This is a genomic window from Haloarcula sp. Atlit-7R, assembly GCF_003666065.1.
In the GTDB taxonomy this organism is placed as follows: domain Archaea; phylum Halobacteriota; class Halobacteria; order Halobacteriales; family Haloarculaceae; genus Haloarcula; species Haloarcula taiwanensis.
The window spans coordinates 74721-92834 of record NZ_QXIK01000010.1 but is presented as its reverse complement, the minus strand read 5'-3'; the positions used below and the strand labels follow the sequence as shown (position 1 = coordinate 92834).

Annotated in this window: 23 protein-coding genes; 13 read left to right on the top strand and 10 right to left on the bottom strand. The window is 63.2% G+C overall.

Features of this window, described 5'->3' with window-relative positions; genetic code table 11:
- Nucleotides 1-99 precede the first annotated feature (99 nt).
- Both ccsA and D3D01_RS24185 read left to right on the top strand, forming a co-directional pair.
- The gene (gene ccsA, locus D3D01_RS17230; protein WP_101350418.1) at nucleotides 100-858 is read left to right on the top strand and encodes a cytochrome c biogenesis protein CcsA; all 759 of its coding nucleotides are present in this window, start codon (nucleotides 100-102) and stop codon (nucleotides 856-858) included.
- Nucleotides 859-860: 2 nt separating this feature from the next.
- A complete protein-coding gene (locus D3D01_RS24185; RefSeq protein WP_198560181.1) occupies nucleotides 861-983 on the top strand; it encodes a CcmD family protein in 123 nt (40 codons plus the stop codon).
- Between the two features lie 7 nt (nucleotides 984-990).
- Here D3D01_RS24185 and D3D01_RS17225 read toward each other — a convergent pair whose 3' ends face one another.
- Together D3D01_RS17225 and D3D01_RS17220 are read right to left on the bottom strand one after the other, a co-directional pair.
- Entirely contained in the window at nucleotides 991-2514 is a 1524-nt protein-coding gene (locus D3D01_RS17225) for a sulfite oxidase (RefSeq protein ID WP_121513097.1), read from the bottom strand.
- A 13-nt stretch (nucleotides 2515-2527) separates the two neighbouring features.
- Nucleotides 2528-3025 (bottom strand): cytochrome c maturation protein CcmE, encoded by a 498-nt coding sequence (locus D3D01_RS17220; protein ID WP_101350420.1) that lies wholly within the window; start codon nucleotides 3023-3025, stop codon nucleotides 2528-2530.
- Nucleotides 3026-3279: 254 nt separating this feature from the next.
- Here D3D01_RS17220 and D3D01_RS17215 point away from each other — a divergent pair, with 254 nt between their 5' ends.
- Nucleotides 3280-3855, top strand: a complete 576-nt coding sequence (locus tag D3D01_RS17215) for a halocyanin domain-containing protein (protein WP_121513096.1) — start codon at nucleotides 3280-3282, stop codon at nucleotides 3853-3855.
- A 191-nt stretch (nucleotides 3856-4046) separates the two neighbouring features.
- Here the strand turns inward: D3D01_RS17215 and D3D01_RS17210 are convergent, their stop codons facing one another.
- Nucleotides 4047-5198: a multicopper oxidase domain-containing protein gene (locus tag D3D01_RS17210; RefSeq protein ID WP_121513095.1), complete on the bottom strand. Its 1152-nt coding sequence runs from the start codon at nucleotides 5196-5198 to the stop codon at nucleotides 4047-4049.
- Between the two features lie 211 nt (nucleotides 5199-5409).
- On the opposite strand from D3D01_RS17210, the gene D3D01_RS17205 reads away from it, so the two are divergent.
- The 3 genes from D3D01_RS17205 to D3D01_RS17195 all read left to right on the top strand — a co-directional run bounded on the left by D3D01_RS17205 (nucleotide 5410) and on the right by D3D01_RS17195 (nucleotide 6542).
- Nucleotides 5410-5787 (top strand): helix-turn-helix domain-containing protein, encoded by a 378-nt coding sequence (locus tag D3D01_RS17205; RefSeq protein WP_004516178.1) that lies wholly within the window; start codon nucleotides 5410-5412, stop codon nucleotides 5785-5787.
- A 2-nt stretch (nucleotides 5788-5789) separates the two neighbouring features.
- Nucleotides 5790-6089: a hypothetical protein gene (locus D3D01_RS17200; protein WP_053969073.1), complete on the top strand. Its 300-nt coding sequence runs from the start codon at nucleotides 5790-5792 to the stop codon at nucleotides 6087-6089.
- Between the two features lie 156 nt (nucleotides 6090-6245).
- Nucleotides 6246-6542, top strand: a complete 297-nt coding sequence (locus tag D3D01_RS17195) for a hypothetical protein (protein WP_101350423.1) — start codon at nucleotides 6246-6248, stop codon at nucleotides 6540-6542.
- Nucleotide 6543: 1 nt separating this feature from the next.
- On the opposite strand, the gene D3D01_RS17190 is transcribed toward D3D01_RS17195, so the two are convergent.
- Nucleotides 6544-7857, bottom strand: coding sequence for a hypothetical protein (locus tag D3D01_RS17190; protein ID WP_121513094.1), 1314 nt, complete (start codon nucleotides 7855-7857; stop codon nucleotides 6544-6546).
- Nucleotides 7858-7946: 89 nt separating this feature from the next.
- On the opposite strand from D3D01_RS17190, the gene D3D01_RS17185 reads away from it, so the two are divergent.
- Complete coding sequence (locus D3D01_RS17185; protein ID WP_233560769.1) at nucleotides 7947-8231, top strand: DUF2249 domain-containing protein; 285 nt, start codon at nucleotides 7947-7949, stop codon at nucleotides 8229-8231.
- The gene (locus D3D01_RS17180; RefSeq protein WP_121513092.1) at nucleotides 8228-8500 is read left to right on the top strand and encodes a glutamyl-tRNA reductase; all 273 of its coding nucleotides are present in this window, start codon (nucleotides 8228-8230) and stop codon (nucleotides 8498-8500) included. Before D3D01_RS17185 ends, D3D01_RS17180 begins: the two co-directional genes overlap by 4 nt.
- An 82-nt stretch (nucleotides 8501-8582) precedes the next feature.
- Here the strand turns inward: D3D01_RS17180 and D3D01_RS17175 are convergent, their stop codons facing one another.
- On the bottom strand, nucleotides 8583-8900 hold the full coding sequence (locus D3D01_RS17175; protein WP_121513091.1) for a cupin domain-containing protein: 318 nt from the start codon (nucleotides 8898-8900) through the stop codon (nucleotides 8583-8585).
- The gene (locus tag D3D01_RS17170; protein WP_101350428.1) at nucleotides 8897-9130 is read right to left on the bottom strand and encodes a DUF2249 domain-containing protein; all 234 of its coding nucleotides are present in this window, start codon (nucleotides 9128-9130) and stop codon (nucleotides 8897-8899) included. Before D3D01_RS17170 ends, D3D01_RS17175 begins: the two co-directional genes overlap by 4 nt.
- 89 nt (nucleotides 9131-9219) lie before the next feature.
- Between D3D01_RS17170 and D3D01_RS17165 the strand changes: the two genes are divergently transcribed.
- Both D3D01_RS17165 and D3D01_RS17160 read left to right on the top strand, forming a co-directional pair.
- Nucleotides 9220-9756, top strand: a complete 537-nt coding sequence (locus D3D01_RS17165) for a hypothetical protein (RefSeq protein WP_121513090.1) — start codon at nucleotides 9220-9222, stop codon at nucleotides 9754-9756.
- Between the two features lie 305 nt (nucleotides 9757-10061).
- Nucleotides 10062-10394, top strand: a complete 333-nt coding sequence (locus D3D01_RS17160) for a hypothetical protein (RefSeq protein ID WP_101351457.1) — start codon at nucleotides 10062-10064, stop codon at nucleotides 10392-10394.
- Nucleotides 10395-10461: 67 nt separating this feature from the next.
- Here the strand turns inward: D3D01_RS17160 and D3D01_RS17155 are convergent, their stop codons facing one another.
- The gene (locus D3D01_RS17155) at nucleotides 10462-10827 is read right to left on the bottom strand and encodes a hypothetical protein (RefSeq protein ID WP_101350430.1); all 366 of its coding nucleotides are present in this window, start codon (nucleotides 10825-10827) and stop codon (nucleotides 10462-10464) included.
- Nucleotides 10828-11152: 325 nt separating this feature from the next.
- On the opposite strand from D3D01_RS17155, the gene purL reads away from it, so the two are divergent.
- Nucleotides 11153-13318: a phosphoribosylformylglycinamidine synthase subunit PurL gene (purL, locus tag D3D01_RS17150; RefSeq protein WP_121513089.1), complete on the top strand. Its 2166-nt coding sequence runs from the start codon at nucleotides 11153-11155 to the stop codon at nucleotides 13316-13318.
- Here the strand turns inward: purL and D3D01_RS17145 are convergent, their stop codons facing one another.
- The 3 genes from D3D01_RS17145 to D3D01_RS17135 all read right to left on the bottom strand — a co-directional run bounded on the left by D3D01_RS17145 (nucleotide 13319) and on the right by D3D01_RS17135 (nucleotide 16037).
- Nucleotides 13319-14536 (bottom strand): HAMP domain-containing sensor histidine kinase, encoded by a 1218-nt coding sequence (locus D3D01_RS17145; protein ID WP_121513088.1) that lies wholly within the window; start codon nucleotides 14534-14536, stop codon nucleotides 13319-13321. It abuts the gene before it with no gap.
- Nucleotides 14537-14539: 3 nt separating this feature from the next.
- The gene (locus tag D3D01_RS17140; RefSeq protein ID WP_121513087.1) at nucleotides 14540-15751 is read right to left on the bottom strand and encodes an FIST signal transduction protein; all 1212 of its coding nucleotides are present in this window, start codon (nucleotides 15749-15751) and stop codon (nucleotides 14540-14542) included.
- A 94-nt stretch (nucleotides 15752-15845) separates the two neighbouring features.
- Nucleotides 15846-16037: a hypothetical protein gene (locus tag D3D01_RS17135; RefSeq protein WP_101350434.1), complete on the bottom strand. Its 192-nt coding sequence runs from the start codon at nucleotides 16035-16037 to the stop codon at nucleotides 15846-15848.
- A 116-nt stretch (nucleotides 16038-16153) separates the two neighbouring features.
- On the opposite strand from D3D01_RS17135, the gene hisF reads away from it, so the two are divergent.
- Nucleotides 16154-16969 carry an imidazole glycerol phosphate synthase subunit HisF gene (hisF, locus tag D3D01_RS17130; protein ID WP_121513086.1) on the top strand — a complete coding sequence of 272 codons (816 nt, stop codon included), beginning with the start codon at nucleotides 16154-16156 and terminating at the stop codon, nucleotides 16967-16969.
- Between the two features lie 296 nt (nucleotides 16970-17265).
- On the top strand, nucleotides 17266-18114 hold the full coding sequence (locus D3D01_RS17125; RefSeq protein ID WP_101350436.1) for a hypothetical protein: 849 nt from the start codon (nucleotides 17266-17268) through the stop codon (nucleotides 18112-18114).

Sequence of the window (18114 nt, the reverse complement as noted above, 5' to 3'; positions counted from 1 at the left end):
AGTCCGTCGACACAGCCGGTCGCAGTCTATCGATTATCGGCCTACGAGTCCGTGGGAATCCGCACAACAGTTTTTAAGTTGGCCTGAAGAACTGAGCGTATGAGCGTATTGGCACGGCTCGAAACCCGCGGTATTCCGTCCCTCCGCGCGCTGTTGCGGTCCAACGTTATCAAGTACTTGACCCTTCTAGCCGGAGTCGCGTCGCTGGGAAGCGTCTTCGGTATGGCGTCGGATTCGATGTACGGCGTGAGCCACAAGATTAACCTCATCGCGTACTGGCACATCGGTCTGGCGACGGCCGCGGCGGTCGCGCTCACCGTGACGTTTCTCGGCTGTGCCCTCTATCTGGCGACCGAGACGCCGTTCTGGGAGTTCCTCGCCCACTCGTCGGGCGAGGTCGGGTTCCTCATGGTCACGCTGACGCTGGTGACCGGGAGCGTGTGGGGGCGCGTCATCTGGAACAGCTGGTGGGAGTGGACCGACATCCGTCTGGTCACGTTCCTCATTATCTGGTTCATCTACGCGGGCTACCTGCTCATCTACTCCGCCGGCGGGGACTCCGCCTCACTCAAACGCATCACGTCGGTATACGGCATCATCGGGTTCGTGACTGTGCCGCTCTCGTACCTGTCCACGCGGCTCTGGACCCCCACGTTCCACCGGCCGACGGCGGGGAACCCGGACACGCAGGCGACGATTACCGTCCCGGCGCTGTTGCTCTCTATCGCGGCGCTCCTGCTGGTCTACCTCTATCTCGTCGGCTCGCGCGTACAGCTACGGGAACTCAAGCGCCGCGTCGACTACGCACGCCGCGACCGGTCGCTCGACGACCACGCGATGGGGAAGGGGGGTGAGTGAACGTGGAACCCCTCCTCCTCGTCGGGTACAGCGCTGTCTTCCTAGCGCTCATCATGTACGTCGGCTACCTCCGGAACCGGATTACGGCGCTCGAAGAACAGGTCTCGGACCTCGTCGACCAGTAACCCCGTCTCACAGCTGCACGCTGAGGTCGAGCCGGCTCCAGCCGGTCGCGCCGTCCGGGAACGGGCTCGAACGCACGCGCGTCTGCTCCGTTCCGGTCCCGTCGACCGCTTTCGCCACGACGGTGTAGCTCGTGCTGTCGGGCTGCCACTCGTACTTCCACTGTCGCCAGGTGTCGGGGTCGGGCAGCGGGTCCGACAGCGTCGCCGTGTCCCACGTCTCGCCGCCGTCGAGCGAGACGCGAACCTCCTGTATCCCGTCGGTCCCGGCGTAAGCGTGGCCGCCGAGCTGGACCCGTCCGTCCGAGGGGCGGTTGCTTGCGCCGAACTTGACGACCGTGTTGACCGTCCCCATGCCGTTCCAGCCCCGCTCCTCCCAGTAGCCGCTCTCCGACTGGTCGACGACCTCGATTTCGTCGAGCCACTTCACGTTGAGCTTCCCCCACCGGTTCGGAATCAGCGCGCGGACGGGGTAGCCGTGCTCGCGCGGGAGTTGCTGCTCGTTCATCCCGTAGGCCAGCATCGCCTCCGGGAGCATCGACATCGGCACCGAGTAGTAGTAGTCGTCGGTCGCCCGGAGGACGACGTGGCTCCCGTTCGCGCCGGCCTCGTCTAGAAGGTCCAGCAGCGAACACCCCGTCCAGAGGGCGGTCCCTATCTGCTCGCCGTCGACCGGGTCGCCCAGACAGCGTAGCGTCTTGAACCGATGTACTGTCTCGCGCTGTCGGAGTTCCTCGTAGGTGAACTCCCGCTCGGTTTCGACGTTGCCGGTGACCGAGAGCGCCCAGTTCTCTGCCTCGACGGTCGGCGGGCGGGGGTTGATGTCGACGGTGAAAAACGAGTCCGTCGTGTCAACCAGCCCCACCATCCCGTCGACGTTGAGCGAACGGTCAGCCGCCGCGTCGAGACGCTGCTGGACCAGGTCGGACGCCTCGCTCTCGGACGGCGGCGTCGACAGTTCATCCGTCCGGGACCCGCTGCCCTGGACGAAGCCGACGGCGTGTGCGACGACGTTGTAGGCACCGAGGCCAGCGAGGGTCTTGACGAACGCCCGCCTGTCGTCGGGGGTCGATAGCTGGTCGGCGTCGTCGGTCGAGCGCGCAATCACCAGCCCGGTCCCGACTGTCCCGGCGGCGGCGGGCACCACGGCGGCCAGCGGTGACCAGACGGTCGCGGCGACGAACGCCCAGACGACGGCCAGCGAGAGGGCCATCCCGCCGACGTTCGGGGCTTCGCCGACGAGGCGCTCGCCCGCCCGGAAGCCGGCGTAGCTGACCGCGCCGGTGACGCCGGCCAGCGCGATGCCGAACACGAGGAAGGCAAGCGAGAACGACAGGTCGCCGAAGTTCCAGATGATGGAGGCGACCACCGAACTCGGAAGGACGTCCAGCGCGGTTCGGCTGGCCGCGATTATGACGAACTCCCGCGTGGTGCCATACAGCGCGAAGGAGGTCCCCACAACCGAGACGCCGCTGGCGAAGACCGTCAGCGCACGACGAGACCGGCCCTGGAAGACCGAAGGTGTCTCACTCATAGGTCAGACGGTGTTATTCCCGGCGTGGCGCGGCCACTCGTTCGCTGTTCGTTCCGTCCGACGCGTTGCCGTAGGCCCCCTTGTCGTAGCCCGTGACGTTCGCGTGGGTGCCGTTCATCGACCCGTACTGCGTGGAGTTGTTGTGACCCGACGGGTGCTCGCCCTCGTGTGCGCGGATGGACAGCGACTCCGCCTCGACCGCGCTCCCGTTGTAGTACCCCTTGGCGACGACCGTTCGTCCGGCGGACATCGTCTCCGGCATCGGCCCCTCGTAGACGACGGGCACCGACGCGTTCCCGTCGGTGACCGCAAACGAGAGCCGCTCGTTCGTCTGCTCGATGTCGATGGCGATGCCTTCGAGGTTCACTCTGTCGCCGTCGTATTCGCCGGTGTTCGTTATTTTGGTCGGTGTCGTAAACTCGGCCGCACCGCCCATCGTGGTGACGGCCATCGCTCCGAACAGCACCGGGATTACCACGCCCCCGACGAGAAGCCTTGTTTTCGTTTGCATAGATAGTGTGGTGTCACGGCCAGACCGGTCGGTCACGACACGGTTCGTGTGTAGACACGTGATGCATACAGGAGTTTGTAACTACCGAACGCGTACGCATCCTTGTTGAAGAGTAGGTACGCGAGCGTGTTTCAGTAGTGCAGCCGGTTATCAGGTTTTGGGAACGCACGCCGCTATTATTCCCCCGAACATATTCACTTACTCGTGACCGGTATGGTCGCGTGACGCGTCGGGCGGAACGCAATTCGATAACTATGACTGATACAGGAGACATTGACAGACGTCGGTTCATCGCGAGTATCGGCACAGTAGTCGCGGGGGCATCCGTCGCGGGGTGTACTGCGCCCGGGACGACATCGAGTTCGGCAGAGCAGTCGCCGAGCGGCGAGACCGAAGCGGACGCCGGCGGGGCGACGGCCACCCCGACCCCGACGGAGGAAGCGACGGCCGCCGCACAGTCGGGTGGTGGGGACGTGCCGTCCTCGGTGTCGTCGTATCTCAGCGACACGAGCAACTTCGACGGCAGTGTGACCGACGCGACCGGACAGGACACCGTCACGGTGGAGGTCGGGGCATCGGGGAACAACGGGAACTTCGCTTATGCTCCGGCGGCAGTCGAGATATCGACCGGAACGACGGTGCAGTGGGAGTGGACGGGCAAGGGGGCCGCACACAACGTCGTGGCCGAGGACGAGACCTTCAACTCCGGTTCGTCGGAAAGCGGGACAGGCGTGAAGTTCGAATACACCTTCGAGGAGACCGGCGTGTACAACTACTACTGCACGCCCCACAAGGCGCTCGGCATGAAAGGCAGCGTCATCGTCCGGTAACGCGGTAGCGATCGCCGGACTGAATCCGCCATCGGCTTCTTCTCTGCGGCGTGGTGCCTCATTCTGTGGTCGCGGCCAGTGGCCAGCGACTCGGCTGCCGGACGACAGCCGGATTCGATATAGCATCAGCTAATTTATGACCTCTCTCCCGAGAGTGCCTCGAAAAGCGAGTCGATGCGCCGAGCGTTGCGTTATGCGTCGTAGCCGGCGTAGTCCATCAGCTGTTTGAAGATGTCGGTGTCCATCGCTTCTTTGTAGACAACACCGGTGATCATCCCACCGGGGTACGAGGTCCCGTTCATCGCGTGGCTGACCTTGTGACAGTGCGCGAGGTAGATGCCGGGATCGGCGTCGGCTTCGAACTCAATCGTGTGCCGACCGGCGGGCGGGATACTGGTGATATCTTGGTCGTGGCGGGCGGCTTCCGGAATCTTTCCGCCGTCCTTGTGGGTCACCTGGAAGCGGTGGTTGTGGATGTGCATCGGGTGGTCCATGTACCCGTTGTTACACATGTGGATGCGCACCGTATCGCCCTGCTCGACGATGATCGGCGAGCCGTCCTCCGGGTGAAGCGTCCGGGGCGCCGACTTACCGTTGACGGTGAACGTGTCGGGGCGGCGGTTGCGAACATCGTAGCTAGCGTCCATGCCTGCCATCTGTCGGTTCAGCCGGGAGTCCCACTCCTTCAGGGTCATGAAGTACTCCTTGTCGGCCGGCTCGTACCCCTTCGGATCGACGCGGAAGATGCCGTACATCCCCATGTCGATGTGGCGATGGGTCTGGTAGTGGCAGTGATAGAGATGCGTGCCCGGCACGTTCGCGGGGATGGTGTAGGTGTGCTTCTCGCCAGGGTCGATACGAATACCCGTCGTCGTCGGGACGCCGTCGTCTTCCCACTGCTTCTGGACGGCGTGGAAGTGGACTGTGTGCGGGCGCATGCCGTCCGTGTTGTCGAAGGTGACCTCCATGTCCTCGCCCTCCGTCGTCCGGAGAATCGGCCCCGGGACGCTCGGTTCGCCATCGTCAGCTTTGAACGCCCACACCTTCGGCAGTTCGACCGGGCCGCCCATCGACTCACCGGGATGGGCTTCGTGTTTGGCCGGAACGGAGGACAGCGTCACTTCGCCACCCTGTTCGTCGACGTTGACGATTTCCGGCGGCGACGTGGTCGGGAGGTCGCTGTCGGATTGTGCTGGGGTAGTGGTGGTGTCGACTGACTCTTCAGTTGGAACCTCACCCGGAGCGGTACAGCCCGCAAGCGCGACCGTGCCGCCGAGGCCGGAGGCTTTCACGAAGTCGCGACGGGAGATGCCCGATCCGGGTGCGCCGATCTGGTCTTCCATAAGCAATTGGGGGTAAGACACCACAGTATAAACCCCCAAAGCGAGTTCTCAGGCCAACAGAAGCGTTCTCAGTAATTGGGAACGACTGCACGATTACAGATAAGTTCCCCATATATTGCGTGCTGTGTTACGGAAACGTCGACTCTGTCGGGCGGTAGGCGGTTCTAAGTCGGTTACATTAAACGTCTTGGGCGGGCAGTGTCGGGCAAGGATGGTCCGGGACCCCTTCGCTGACGAGGAGACGCCGGAGTTACAGGCGGTCCTCGACGCACTCGACGACGAGGACTGCCGCGCCATTGTCAGCGTTCTGGAGGAACCGTTGACGGCGAGCGAGATATCCGACCGGAGCGGCGTACCGCTATCGACGACCTACCGAAAGCTGGAGCTACTGACGGAGTCCTCGTTGCTGTACGAGGGTGTGGAAGTCAGGTCGGACGGTCAACACGCCAGTCGGTACGCGATTGACTTCGAGGAGGTCGTCATCAGCCTCGACGAGGAACTGTCGCTCACCGTCGACATCTCACATCGCGCTCGGACGCCGGACCAACGGCTCGAAAACCTCTGGTCTGAGGTGCGAAAGGAGACATAACCATGGTACACATCCCAAGTTCACAGGTCGGCATCGTCGTCTCGAAGACACTGATCCTCATTCTTGGTGGACTGATAACGTACTACTCGTATCAGGCGTACAGCCGGACGAAAAGCCCCCAGCACAAGTGGCTCACATACGGGTTCGGCGTGGTGACGCTCGGTGCGTTTGCCGGCGGCGTGCTCGACATCGCCATCGGCAGGTATCTCGGCCAAGAACTGCTTCCGGTAAGCGTCTTCACGTCGAGTTCGCTAACAGCCATCGGTCTGGGCATCATCCTGTACTCGCTGTACGTGCGGTAGCGAGCACGGAGAGCGCCCACCCGGTAACAGATTCGCTTCTTCCGCCTCGATCTCGTCGGAACGGGCCGCTGGTCCGTTTCGCGTCGTGACGGTGGGATTCCCACCGACTGGAAACGCTACGGACGGTATATTTGTACGGACGTGTCAATCAGGAGCATGCTCGGAGCGAACGCAGTGCTGTTAATCGGAATGAAGACAGTCACACTGTTCTGTGGTGTGGTACTGACGACGTTGACCTACCGCGCATACCGTCGCACTCAGGCACCGGCGATGCGGGCGCTCTGTTTCGGCATCGGGTTCGTCACGCTGGGCGCAATACTCGGCGGGAGCCTCCACCAGCTCGTCGGGCTGCCGGTGGCACAGAGCGTCACTGTCGAAGAACTGTTCACCGCTGCTGGATTCTTTATTCTGACGTACTCGCTGTACACCGATCAACCGACCACGACGACCTGAGTCACGAGTCCTCGGCGGGCGTGCGTTCACGGCCGGTCAGGAGTGTCGGCAGCGATTGTGGGCTATGCTCGACGAAGACGGCGACGAGGTTACCCGCGAACAGGACGGTCCCGAAAAACGCGAGTAGCCCGACTGCTAGTGCCGTGCCGTTCGGTGTCTCAAGCCACTGCTGACTCACGAGAAGGGCGTATGCGATAGTCAGTGCAACGCCATCGACCGCCGCGATACGGTGGTCGTACAGGTCATCGACCATCGGCACGTCCTCGAAACCGAGACGGTCGCTGTACCGATGGACCCAGATGATGAACGGGACGACGTGATACAGCGTCCCGAAGACGACAAAGCCGACGCCGCCGACGAGCAATACTGTCGACGGCTGACCGAGCAGCCCGGTGTACGCCAGCGGGTCGGTCCACCACGCGACCGCCGTCAGGCCTGCCCAGAGAAACAGCGACAACGCTGCGACGCTGTAGCGGGTCAGCATCGGTGACCACTCGACTCGCGCACCGATAAGCTGTCGCGCCAGAAGCACCGCCACCACGCCGAGCCCAGCAGCGACCAGTACTGCACCGAGCCGGGCCAGAACGAGCGAGCCGACCAGGCGACCGCCAGCCAAGACAAGGACGCCGACCGGATAACAAGCGGTCTCAACCCGCTGGACCGCCGTGTCAATGCGGCCGGTGTCGGCCTGGGTGAACATCGGGGCGAGCTGGGCCAGCGCGCCCGCGACAGTAGTCAGGACCGCGCCGAACACGGCGAGCGTTCCGTGGGCCAGCAAGAGCCCCTGCCGGCCGATTCCCAAAAGCGGGAGGACGCCGGCGGCGTGGTCCAGCGCCAGCACCAACCCCGCAGCCGTCACGAGGGCGAAAAACACCAGTGCCCAGCCGAAGTGAATCGCCGTGACGTCGGGCTTCGCAGTGAGTAGCGTCCGCCCGACGTTGTAACAGAGGGTCCAGACCCCGACCAGCGCGATTGCGCCAGCAACTGGCAATAGCTCGGGAGTCCCCGTTAGGAAGCCAGCTGCCAGCCCTACGAACCCGACCGCTGCGAGTGGTAACTGCACAGCGGCAAGGCGATGCGAATGAAGTTCGATGCCACACCAGACTGGGACAAACTGCGTCAGTGCGCCCATGATGGTGAGACAGACCCATCCCGCAAGCAGCAGGTGGACCTGCGCGAGGTGGCCGGCCCGACCCTCGACGACACCGACGGTGACACCGGCGACCAGAAACGCCAGCGCGACGACGAAATGACGCAGCGGAACCGTCATCGGCGGTGCGGCGTCAGCGTCCACATCAGCAGGTATTCCGCTCATTATCGTCTGATACGGTTCTGTCCCTGCTGGCAGTGTGGCCGAATATGTTCGGGAAAAGGGTCGGCCCGCTTACAACCAAACGAAGACACATGACACCGAACCACCAACCAACAGCCCAGACCGCGGCCCTGGTTTCGGAAACCGATGCGCCCGATGACGCGCCGACGGAATCCCTCGATGTGCAGTCGCTGGGGCCGCCGAAGCCGCTCAAGCAGACGCTGGAGTTGCTTGCGGACCTCGACGACGATACTGTTCTCGTCCAGTTCAACGACCGTGCCCCACAGCACCTCTATCCGAAACTCGAAGACAGAGGATACGACTTCGAAAGTGTTGAGACCGAGGACACGACAGTGACGGTCATCTGGCGAAGATGAGTCGGAGCACGGAGTCCCCTGTCGATGTCGACGAAGCGGTCGCTCGTATCAACAGCCGCGGTGCGAAGATTCAGCAGGAGCAACTCGAACAGACGCTGTCACAGCTCCAGCAGGACGGTGACCTGACGGCTGCCCAGCGGCTGGCGGTGGAACAACTGAGCGAGCGGCTCGTCGAGCGACTGCTCGCTGTCCCCCGTGCAAGTCTTCAGGACGCGGCAAAGAACGCGGACGACGAGCGGATCGAAACGGCGATTTCCCTGTTCGAGTGAGGCGAGCGGTCGTACTCCCCTGGCGACTAGTGCGTCCGCAGAATACGATGTTCGAACGAAGAGACAGCCGACCAGTATGCGCCTACTCCGACGACGCCGCCAGAACGAGCAGTGCCTCGCTGTCCGCCGCTGCGGTGGGGGAGATGTCCTGATCCCCGTCAAACCGGACGACATCACCGGGAGAGAGTGACAGCGTCTCGTCACCGAGCGTCAGGTCCACAGCGCCTGAACGGAGGACGAACACGATGTCCCGACCGGGATGCTTGTGCGCCGGAATCGACTCGCCCGCACCAAGCGTCAACTGGACCGTCTTCGGCTCCCCCTCAAACAACCTCGTCCGGCCGTTTTCGCCGCCGTCGAGCGTTGCTCGCTCCGTTTTTGCGGCAGTAGATTCGCTCATTGTTTCGGGAGGTCCGCGACGTACTTTTCTGGACCGTCCTGCTCACACTGGTAGTTCGCCGCGTCGAACGCCTCGACCTCGGCTTGCATTTCGTAGAACAGTGGCTTCGGTTCGTGGTCGTTGATGATCCGAAGCGTCTCCCCGGACGACAGCGCCTCAAAGGAGTCGTGTATCTTCGAGTGTCGCTCGGGCGGCGGCGTCTCACGCAGGTCGAGTGTGGTTGCTGGCATCACCTGCGTGTTCGCCGGGAGTCGGGGAGGGGGTTGCCCCGAACACGTTCGGGAGTAGGCCCTGATGTGTGCCACCCGTTCACTCCACTATGAGCCTTCTCTCCGGCCTCCGCGGCGGCTCAGACGTCGGGTTTGACAGCTACGGAACCTTCGTTCTCGAACACAACCCCGACCCCGGCCCGTTTCTGTCTGAGACAGCGGTACTGACCGGTGCCGACCACGCTGCCTTCCACCGCCTCACGATGGACCTGTTCGACGAGCGTGGCGTGTACGACATGACCTTTGGGTACAACCTCGCACGACTGAACCTCGACCATCGGCACCCGGACGCGGGCTTCCGCTACGGCCGTGAACCCGACGACGGCAGTGTTCTCAGAGCGGAGTTCACGCCGACGACCGAGTTCTGCCCCCAGAGCGACACGCTGACTGTCGGCGCGTTCCGCGCCTGGAATGGGCTCTCGGACCGCCACGAGTATGATCTTGTCCGCGTTCGCGTAAGCCCGGATCACCACCAGAGTACGAGTATCAACGACAAACTCCAGCAACTCGAGACACGGTACCGACACACCGGTGAACTCCAAGCCGACGATGAAGGCGAAGCGTCCGACGAGAGCGTCCCGTTCTGACAGCCGACAGCCCGCAGCGTAGCGTGCTCCGTAACCTCGTGAAGCATACCCGCTGGCAGTCGGTCCGGGCAACCACACTGGCAGAATACTGCGGGGAGAACCAACCTTTTGTGACGGCTGAAAACATGGAAACCATTATACGGTCTGCTGGGCGACATATCGTAAGCCGAGTCGACTGGGGTGGGATATCGGTGGCTTGGTGGGACCGTGGAGGGGTCTCTCTACGAAAAGGGTAACAGCGTGTCAAAAAATGATAGTACTGCACTTCCACCGCGATGCCACAGCCAGCCGGGGGCGAAACTGACATGAGTAGCGGCATCGTCCGAGATGCGGACGGGACCTACAACAAGCGGCTTCTGGGACTCGTTCTTCTCGTTTTACTCGCCGCCATCGGCGCTGGTGTCGGAACTCTCGGTCTCACCGACACTAACGACCCGGCTCCCAACCAGCCCGCCGTTGAGACGCCGCCTACTCCGACAGAGTCACCCTCGGCAGAGACACCGGCCGGAACCGACTCTACGCCGACCGAAAGCGGCGGCAGTGGCTCGCCGCCACCGAGTGCGCTCCTGACTGAAACCCCGACACCGGCTACCGACGAGTCGAACGGGACACCCACCAGCAACACGACGGTTGCGTAGCCCGGTCCCGCTGGGACATCTCACTTGCTAGCGTCGCTACTTCGAAGGGGTGCGCCTGTGGGAGTTTTCAAGAAAACAGGAGCGTGAGATTGAAGCCGGTCACGACGAGGCCAAGCACTGTCAGGAGCACCGGCGGGCCGTAGTAGAGCAGTGGGTCTTCCTCCAGCACGCCACCCCAGATGCTCAAGCCGAGACAACAGTAGATAACAAGCAGTTTGAGTCCGAGGAAGCCACCGCCGCCGAACGACTGGATCGCCCACCGAATCGCGGGATTCGCCTCGGTGAACGTCGGGACGAAATAGACGATGGCGATGGTAGTAACCACGTCGCCGACGCCGTAGGTCGCCAGCGCCACCGCCCACACGCTGGAGAACGACCGGACAGAGAAGGAACTCCCCTCCAGCGTCAGCCAGTCGCTATCCGCGGACCCCATCCTGTACCGGGGTACGTCTAGCGGCCATATATACTGCGAGGGCCAGTTATCTGATTTGAAAAAAGAGTTCCGTGTGGTTCCTGCAGAATACCGGCACAGGACCTCATTATGACTGCGCTACGTCTTCATCTTCACTTCCTGAAAACCATAGTCGAGGGAAGTGGAAGCTCGTAGTCAGACATGCGTTTCAGCTATTGGCTGCGGGTCGTTGAACAGGTCACTCACCTCGCGTGGGACGTGTGCTCCCGACGCTGTTGTACGTTCGTGTGCTGCCGGCGCGGGTGCATGGAAAGGGACTTATCTTGTGGGCGGCCACGACGAGGTAATGAGCCTGTCCGACGCGGACCACGAACTCGTGGTCGAGGAGATCGGTCGGGAGCCGACACGGGCGGAGGCCGCTCTCTTCGAGAACCTCTGGAGCGAACACTGCGCGTATCGCTCCTCTCGCCCCCTGCTGTCGGCGTTCGACTCCGAGGGCGAGCAGGTCGTCATCGGCCCCGGCGACGACGCAGCCGTCGTCTCCCTGCCGTCCCACGGTGACGGCGAGGAGATGTACATCACGATGGGCGTCGAGTCCCACAACCACCCGTCCTACGTCGACCCCTTCGACGGGGCGGCGACGGGCGTTGGCGGTATCGTCCGCGATACACTGTCGATGGGCGCGTATCCCATCGCGCTAGCCGACTGCCTGTACTTCGGCGACTTCGACCGAGAGCACTCCCGCTATCTCTTCGAGGGCGTCGTCGAGGGTATCTCCCACTACGGGAACTGTATCGGCGTCCCGACCGTCACCGGTAGCGTCGCCTTCCACGACGACTACGAGGGGAACCCGCTCGTGAACGTTTCCTGTATCGGCCTGCTGGAACCCGAGCGGACCATCACCGCCGAGGCACAGGAGCCGGGCAACAAGCTCGTCCTCGTCGGCAACGCGACGGGCCGGGACGGCCTCGGCGGCGCGTCATTCGCCAGCGAGGACCTCGCCGAGGACGCCGAAACGGAGGACCGGCCGGCTGTGCAGGTCGGCGACCCGTACTCGGAGAAACTGCTCATCGAGTGCAACGAGGCGCTGCTGGACGAGGGCCTCGTCGAGTCGGCCCGCGACCTCGGGGCCGCTGGCCTCGGTGGGGCGTCTTCGGAACTCGTCGCCAAGGGCGGCCTCGGCGCGCGCATCGAGCTCGACCGCGTCCACGAGCGCGAGCCAAACATGAACGCCATGGAGTACCTGCTCGCCGAGAGCCAGGAGCGGATGGTCTACGAGGTCGCGCCGGAGAACGTCGACCGCGTGGCCGAACTCGCCGAGCGGTTCGACCTCGGCTGTTCGGTCATCGGCGAACTCACCGAGCCGGGTACGAACTACGTCTGTACCTTCGAGGGCGAGACGGTCGTCGACGTGGACGCCGTGTTCCTCGGGGACGGTGCGCCGATGAACGACCTGCCGAGCGACGCGCCACCGAAACAGGAACGGAACCTGCCGACCGTGTCACTGGAGGAAGCCTTCGAGCGCATCGTCGCCAGTCCGAACTGCGCCTCGAAGCGGTGGGTGTACCGCCAGTACGACCACGAGGTGCAGGTCCGCACGAGCGTCCTGCCGGGGGACGACGCCGCCCTGCTCGCCATCCGCGAAGCCGGCACCGGCCTCGCTTTCTCGGCCGGCGCGGACCCCAACTGGACCGACGCGGCCCCCTACGAGGGCGCTCGCGCCGTCGCCTTGGAGAACGCCACCAACGTCGCCGCGAAGGGCGCGACGCCCCACGCGGCCGTGGACTGCCTGAACGGCGGAAACCCCGAGAAGCCGGATGTCTACGGCGGCTTCAAAGGTATCGTCGACGGCTTGGCCGACATGTGCAGCGACCTCGACGTGCCGGTCGTCGGCGGCAACGTCTCGCTGTACAACGACTCCCAGGAGGGGCCGATTCCGCCCACGCCGACGCTCGCACTGGTCGGGGTCAAGGAAGGCTACGACGCTCCGCCGCTGTCGCTGTCCGGCGAGGGAACGCTCGTGGTCGTCGGCGACACCGCGCTGGAAGGCGAGACCGACCCGCGGCTGGGCGGCTCAGAGTACACCGCGCAGTTCGGCGGTACCGACCGCTTCCCCGCCCTCCCGGCGGACTCGACGGAGGCCATCGAAACGATTGCCGAGGTCGCCGACGCTGACCACGTGCTCGCGAGCCACGACGTGAGCCACGGTGGCCTCGCGGTGACGCTGGCAGAGATGGTCCACGAGGACGCCGGCGCGTCGGTCGAAATCGAAACGGTCGACCGCGGGACCAAGAACCGACTCCTGTTCAACGAGCGGCCCGGCCGCGTCGTGTTCGAGACGACCGACCCGGCAGCAGTCCGTGAGGCCTTCGATGGCGTCGCGCCGGTGACGGAGCTCGGTGAGGCCACCGGCTCGAACCACCTCGATATCGCCGTCACCGACGAGCAACTGCAGTACGACGCCGCGGAAATCGCCGCTCTGCGGTCAGTTATCGACGACGAACTGGCCTGATTACCAGCGGATATCGAACCGCGTCCCGCCCATCTCACTCTCTGTAACCGCGACCGACCAGCCGTGTGCTTCAGCGATGCTCTGAACGATCGACAGGCCAAAGCCCGTCCCGTCCGAGTTCGTTGAGTAGCCGTGTTCGAACACCAGCTCACGGTCGTCCGGTGGAATACCGGGACCATCGTCCGCGATGGAGAACCCACTCTGCTCGTGTCTCTCGGGCACAGACACAACAACGGAGCAGTCAGCGCCCGCGTGCTCGATGGCGTTCCGGTAGAGATTTTCGAAGAGCTGCTGGAGGCGCTCGGCGTCCGCCTCGACGGTCGCTTCGGTTTCGATGGTAAGCGTTGCGTCCTCGGTTTCGACCTGTTGCCACGCGTCGGCGGCGACGGTTTCGATGGAGACGCTCGCGGTCTCTCCGACGACTCGCCCCTGGCGCGCGAGCGTCAGCGTATCATCGAGAATCTGGGCCATCCGGTCGTGTGCTGCAGCGATTTCCTGTAGCCCTTCCTGCACAGCCCCATCCTCAATGTCATCAAGCAGGAGATGGGTGCGACCGGAGGCGATGTTCAACGGGTTCCGAAGGTCGTGGCTGACGATACTGACAAACTCGTCGAGCCGCTCGTTCTGGTGTTTCAGCTGTTGCTCCCGGCGCTTTCGATCTGTGATGTCGGTGTATATCCCGAACCCTTCCAGCTGGCTGCTGTCACGGGTGACAATCGTACTCCGGAACAGATACGTCCGGACCTCGCCTGATGCGGTCATCCGTCTGACCTCTTGCTCTGACTGACCGGTCTGTTCCCACCAGTCTGTCCTGATACCTTCGGCGTCGGACCCGGGTGGCGCAAGGAGTGTCCGAAGCTTCGCTCCGACTGCATCCGTCTGGTCGTAGCCAAACGACTCCGCAAACGCTTCGTTGATCGACTTGACGTACGGTTCTCGCTGCTCGAACCCGACGACGACAGCCGGGTTCGGAATGTTTCCCAGAAGCGCGTCAAATCGTTCCTGTGCCGCCAGCTGTACGCGGAGTTCACTCGCGACGAGTGCGACGTATCCCTCGTGGTTGTGCTGGATTATATCACAGATGTCCTGTGCATCCGTGTTGTCTATCTCCGTTTCGTCGCTGATACCGAGGTCAGCTATCGCGTCGTCGACGATAGCCGACGCCTTCTCGATGCCCACCGTTTCTGCGAACTTTGAAACGAGTCCTGTTCGATCCATCTGTTACTCCGGCAGTGCGAAAAGCACCGTTGTCGTGTTGTGAAAGCCACTGAGCTGTCCGGCCTGCATACACAGCTCCCCGTACGTCTCAAACCCAGCGACTGGAGCCGACAGGGTCGACGTGATACCGTCGACAGCCGCCGGAAACGCGTCGTCGAAGAGAATCTGACGGCACGCGCAGTCGTAGACGAACGCGCCGGCGATATTACCGTCGCACAGCGAGACAGCGTCGACAGCAGCCTGCTCGGCGGACCTGATCTGGTCCCGTCTGTCGCCATGCATTATCCGAAGGACAGTCCCCGCCGGAATATCGACGGCGAACTGCAGTGCGCCAGTCTCTTCAATCGCAGTCCGTGGCCAGCGAATCTTGTAGGTGTCACCCTGGTCGATGCCAAACAGGTATGCGACCATGAGCTTCCTGAGCTGCGCTGAACCGACGGGGACATCATCGACCGCGACCCCTAACGTCTCCGCAACGTGGTCTCGGACGGCGTCTTTCCACACGTCGAAGGCTGGCTCACCGTTGAGTTCGTGAACCACGTTTCCGGAGACATCAGTTACCTCCCAAGGCTCCGAGATGGGGCTGTGACCGTGGTTGACAGTAATGATCGGACGTTTCTCGCCGGAAACGAGTACGAGAACGACTGCGTCCTCGACAACCGACGCATCACAAAACACCGGCGTTGACTCCATCCGGAGACCGTCAGACGCTGCCCCACCTGCGAATTCGACATAGGGGCCGAGCCGTCGCTGGACCGACAACGACAACTGCTCACCGACACCTGCGAGACCGTCGTGGAGAACGATCGCTGACTGGTACGGTTCTTCGATGTTTCCAGGAAGCGACCGGACAGCGTCTCTGACAGTCCCACGGGTGTTGTCGCTGAGGCCAGCAGCAAGGGCCGTATCGAACCGGAACGAATCACTGGTAACGAGCGTGACGGCCACGCCGGTATCCATCGCTCGCTCCTCGGTGAACGTGCCACTGGCTGTACAGCCGACAACGGCTGTCTCGTCGCCGACGAGCGCATTCACGCCCGCCAGAACGGCTTCAGCATCGAACTCAGAGCTAGCAAACACTTGACAGAAATCCACTCGCTCGGCGTCAAGCCGGTCACGAGCAGTGCTTGTCGCCTCCCGGCCAGCGCGTTTCCCAGCAGTCGCCACTGACGTTCCCGTAGCGACCGCCGTACGTGCGTCTGACTGGGACGGCATCGTACAACAGTTATTGACGTGTAAGCCTATATACCCCTCCCCAGAAATATCAGATCTGATATTTATGCCGGTCGGTGAGGCCATATCGACCGTCTCAGGCCAGCGCCAGCGCGAGACCGAAGGTGAGAACCAGTCCGACCAGCAGTACGCCGAGCCCTGTGCCGACCTGCGACATGGTGAACGCGCTCTGTGGGGCCGTCGACCGAAGCGGCGGTTCGCGCGCGGGGAGTTCGACGTGTTCAGGGTCGTAATCCGGCCGGTCCTCCTCGTGGTGGTCGTCTGCCATAGTCGGTGGTTCAAGAGCGTCGTACGTGTAGCTGTCGGATTGGCACTGCGTATCGGCCAGACACTTGCACCAGTCGAAACGGTCAAGCGGCGTTGTGTCGAATCCACAGCTATCGAATGACGCTCACAAAACGGATCATCCCCTGTATCGACGTGGACGTGGACGAGAACGGGGACGCGGCGGTGTACACGGGAGTCAACTTCGAGGACCTGGAGTACACCGGCGACCCGGTAGAGATGGCCAAAGCCTACAACGAGTCCGGCGCTGACGAGTTCGTCTTTCTGGACATCACCGCCTCCGCCGAGGGGCGCGAGACGATGCTTGATACAGTTTCGGCTGTGGCCGACGAAGTGTTCATTCCGCTGACCGTCGGCGGCGGTATCCGTACCCGTGCTGACATCAAAGAGACGCTCCGGGCCGGTGCCGATAAGGTCTCGATCAACTCCGGGGCCATCGCCGAACCGGACCTCATCAACGAGGGCGCGGCAGCCTTCGGGAGCCAGTGCATCGTCATCTCCGTCGACGCCCGGCGGCGCTTTGACAACGACGGCGAGCACTACACCGAGGTCGACGGCGAGTCCTGCTGGTTCGAATGCACCGTCAAGGGCGGGCGCGAGGGAACTGGACTGGACGTCATCGAGTGGGCCACCGAAGCAGAAGAGCGCGGCGCGGGCGAGCTGTTCGTCAACTCTATCGACGCCGACGGGACCAAGGATGGCTACGACATCCCGCTGATGAAAGCCGTCTGTGACACCGTCTCGACGCCGGTTATCGCTTCCTCTGGCTGTGGCGGCCCGGAGGACATGGAGGAAGTGTTCGTCGACGCCGGCGCGGACGCCGGTCTCGCCGCCTCTATCTTCCACTTCGGCGAGTACTCCATCGCCGAGACCAAGGAGTATCTCAACGGCAAGGGGATTCCGGTCCGACTGTAACACCGTCCCCGGCCTGGGGTCGAAATAGTAAATAGCCGTACCTGTCTCTTTCTTTGTATGACGCAGTTCTCTGGGCGTCTCGGATGGCCTCGGTTTTTTCCGCGTCTCGGCGTTCGGTATCAGCTGTCGGCGTCAGCGGGCACAGATTCGGCAGTCGCTGGCAGTACCCGTCCGTGGGGGAGATCGTACCCGGGGCGTCAACTGGCTGAGCGACAGTGGGGGTACGGCTCCGGAGAGTCGCAGCGCCGTGGCCTAGCATCGGGCAGGCTTTATCCGCCCACCACGGAGCATCACCAATGAAATGGCGGTGTGAGTGGTGTGGCAAACCTCACGAGGAAAATGACCCGCCGTGTGACAACTGCGGACACGGTTCCTTCGAAGAGGCCGTGACGCAAGTCAACGAAGAAGTCGTCGAGGGCGGACCCAGATGGGTCTGTCTGGACTGCGGTCGCCAGCACCAGAAGAACTCGCCGCCGTGCAAACGCTGTGGCGGGAGTAACTTCGAGCGACGGACGGGGCCGCCGGAGGACGACCCGCTGGATGATATAAAGACCGGCTGGCTGGACGTGCTCGAAACGAAGTACGTGCTCGGCTACGCCGCCGTGGCACTGCTGCTCGGCCTCATTGTGCTTGCTGCTGTCGGCGGCATCACGCTGCCGGGCTTCGCCGCCGAAACCCCCGCCGGCCCACCGCAGATCGCATCCCCCGCCGGAAGCGGCGACACCGTCGACTCGCTCTCGCTCGCCGCAGTCGAGGGCACCTACGTCGACGTGTACAACGTCCGGCGGTCGGGCGTCGGCGGCGGGACGGTCTCGCGGAACGCGACCCTAGACGACGCCGCAGCCTACTACAACAAGGGCCGTGTCGACGCGCGATACGACAACGGCGAGCGGCCGACGCGCGAAGGGGTCTCCCGGTTCGCCCCCTCGTGTGAGCGCCCAGTCGTGGTCAGCTACGAGGTGGCCTACGACCGGACGCCGCAGTCACTCAGCCAGTACCAGAACGAGACGGCACTGGCGACCGCACTCGTCGACAGCTACATTGAGCGAGGCAACAGGATTCAGAGAGCGGAGGACGGACTGATCGGTCTCGACATCCACGTTGGTCCGGACGAACGCGTGTTCGTCACGTACGTGCTCTGTTAG